Genomic DNA, 2,063 nt, shown 5'->3' on the forward strand with positions numbered 1-2,063 from the left:
TTGAGGTTGGTCCACTTGCGAAATAATGAGTAGAACGTTTTCTAGGAAAGATAGTCGCACCCAACTTAGGCCGGTCCATCTGATTCGAGTGGATGGGGGCCGTATACACACACACGGCGGCGAGAGTTAGTTGTCGAAATTGGAGAAAGCAACTCAACTTATTTATCGGAGTACTCCCAGAATTTGCGCAGTCTCTTGATCTGCCGGATAAAACGCTTCCAGTGTCACCTCCGACAGCTCGATCTCGACGGGAGTTCCAAATATGGTCACAGTACTAAGGAACGAAAGCACTCCCTTCGGCGTTCTCAGCCGAAGAGGAATGGCAATTTCATGGGCCAGATTGTTGTCGGAATGATTCGACCATTCACTGGATTGGAACGGATAATCGGTCAACTCGCTCAGGAGAACTTGCAATGCGGGGTCGCGAGAGATCCGAAACTGGCGTCGAAGGCGAGCGAGCAAATGGTGCCGCCACTCACTAAGGTTGACAATATTCGGAGCGAGTCCGCGAGGGTGAAGGCTGATTCGTAGCGCGTTGGCAGGCGGCTCCAGCAGCTCCGGGGCAACCCCATCCAGCAACGGCGCAAGGGCTTGATTTGTACCGACAATGTTCCACTGCCGGTCCACTAGCAACGCGGGATATGGTTCATGGGCTCGTAAGAGGCTTTCGAGGGCGGCCATGGCGTGAGTCAAGGTGGGATCCTGCAACGAGCGATCGCCGTAGATGGGCGAATAGCCCGCGGCGAGGAGCATCACATTTCGTTCCCTCAATGGAACATCCAGGTGCTCCGCCAAATGCAAAATCATCTCCCGGGAGGGAGCTGAGCGTCCGCTTTCGATAAAGCTCAGATGCCTTTGAGAAATCTCAGCTTCAACAGCGAGTGCGAGTTGGCTGAATCGTCTGAGTTCGCGCCAGGACCGCATGATTTCGCCCACGGTTTGAGCTGCACTGGCCATCTGCCTCATCGTATGAATTCCCCCGCTCAGGTTCAATTACCTCATACGTAATTGCTTGGCTTCCCGTTTTATCGCACGATCGGATTTGTGGGAAAACTCACGACGGAGGAGCTGATCATATGCCCAAACTCGATCGCCGCCAAATCATCCGAAGTGCTGCGTGGAGCGCTGCGGCGCTCGTGCACGCGCCTTCCATTCTGTCACAATCCGGCCCCGGTCAAACGCGGGGTGCGGCCAATCCACACCCATTCGTACTCGCGCGTGATGGAACGAGGCTCTTTGTGCAGGATTGGGGATCGGGCCGCCCAATCATCTTCCTTAGCGCCTGGACCTTTCAATCAAATGTTTGGGGAAGCCACATGGCGGCTCTTACTGCGCATGGGTTCCGCTGTATTGCTCCAGATCGCCGAGGGCATGGCCGTTCGGACGCCCCAAACACCGGTTACGACCTGGATACGCTGGTCGATGATGTATCGAAGATCATCGATCAGCTCGACCTGCGAGACGCCGTGCTCGTGGCCCACTCCATGGGGTCCTTCGAAGCAGCCCGCTACCTCGCGACGGGGGGAGCACATCGCATCGCGCGACTTGTGCTGGCGGCGCCGTCAACTCCGTTTTCAGCCAGAACCGCCGATAATCCCGAGGGATGGCCCAAAGAAGGAATTGAAGCGCAAACCCAACTCATCACAAGAGACTTTCCACGATGGATTGGAGAAAATGAGGGACCCTTCTTCACGCCCGATACATCTCAGGAAACACGGACCTGGATCAAGAACATGATGATGAGCGTTTCATTGCCAGTTGCATTAGCTACTCGAGCGGCAACCTCAGCCACGGATGTTCGTCCAGATCTGGCAAAAATTTCCTGCCCCACGCTGATTGTCCATGGAGACAAAGATGTCAGTGCTCCTCTCGCGATGACCGGGGCTCGAACTGCGCGGCTCATCCTGAATTCCAAGTTGATCGTCTATCCCGGCGCTCCTCATGCGATTATTCTCACTCACCGGGAGCGATTCCTGTCCGATCTGCTGGAGTTCGTTGAAGCGTGATCTACGAGGCACCTTTGTTGATGAATAGATCATCATCGAATATCAAGCCAACCATCG

At 55.1% G+C, this 2,063-nt stretch carries 2 protein-coding genes; one reads left to right on the forward strand and one right to left on the reverse strand.

What is annotated here, in order from left to right:
* Positions 1-162: 162 nt before the first annotated feature.
* A complete protein-coding gene (locus tag AB4043_RS23595; RefSeq protein WP_442298992.1) occupies positions 163-966 on the reverse strand; it encodes a helix-turn-helix domain-containing protein in 804 nt (267 codons plus the stop codon).
* Positions 967-1,076: 110 nt separating this feature from the next.
* Here AB4043_RS23595 and AB4043_RS23600 point away from each other — a divergent pair, with 110 nt between their 5' ends.
* Positions 1,077-2,006, forward strand: a complete 930-nt coding sequence (locus AB4043_RS23600; RefSeq protein WP_442298993.1) for an alpha/beta fold hydrolase — start codon at positions 1,077-1,079, stop codon at positions 2,004-2,006.
* Positions 2,007-2,063 lie beyond the last annotated feature (57 nt).

It is taken from the genome of Terriglobus sp. YAF25, from assembly GCF_052113305.1.
Classification (GTDB): domain Bacteria; phylum Acidobacteriota; class Terriglobia; order Terriglobales; family Acidobacteriaceae; genus Terriglobus.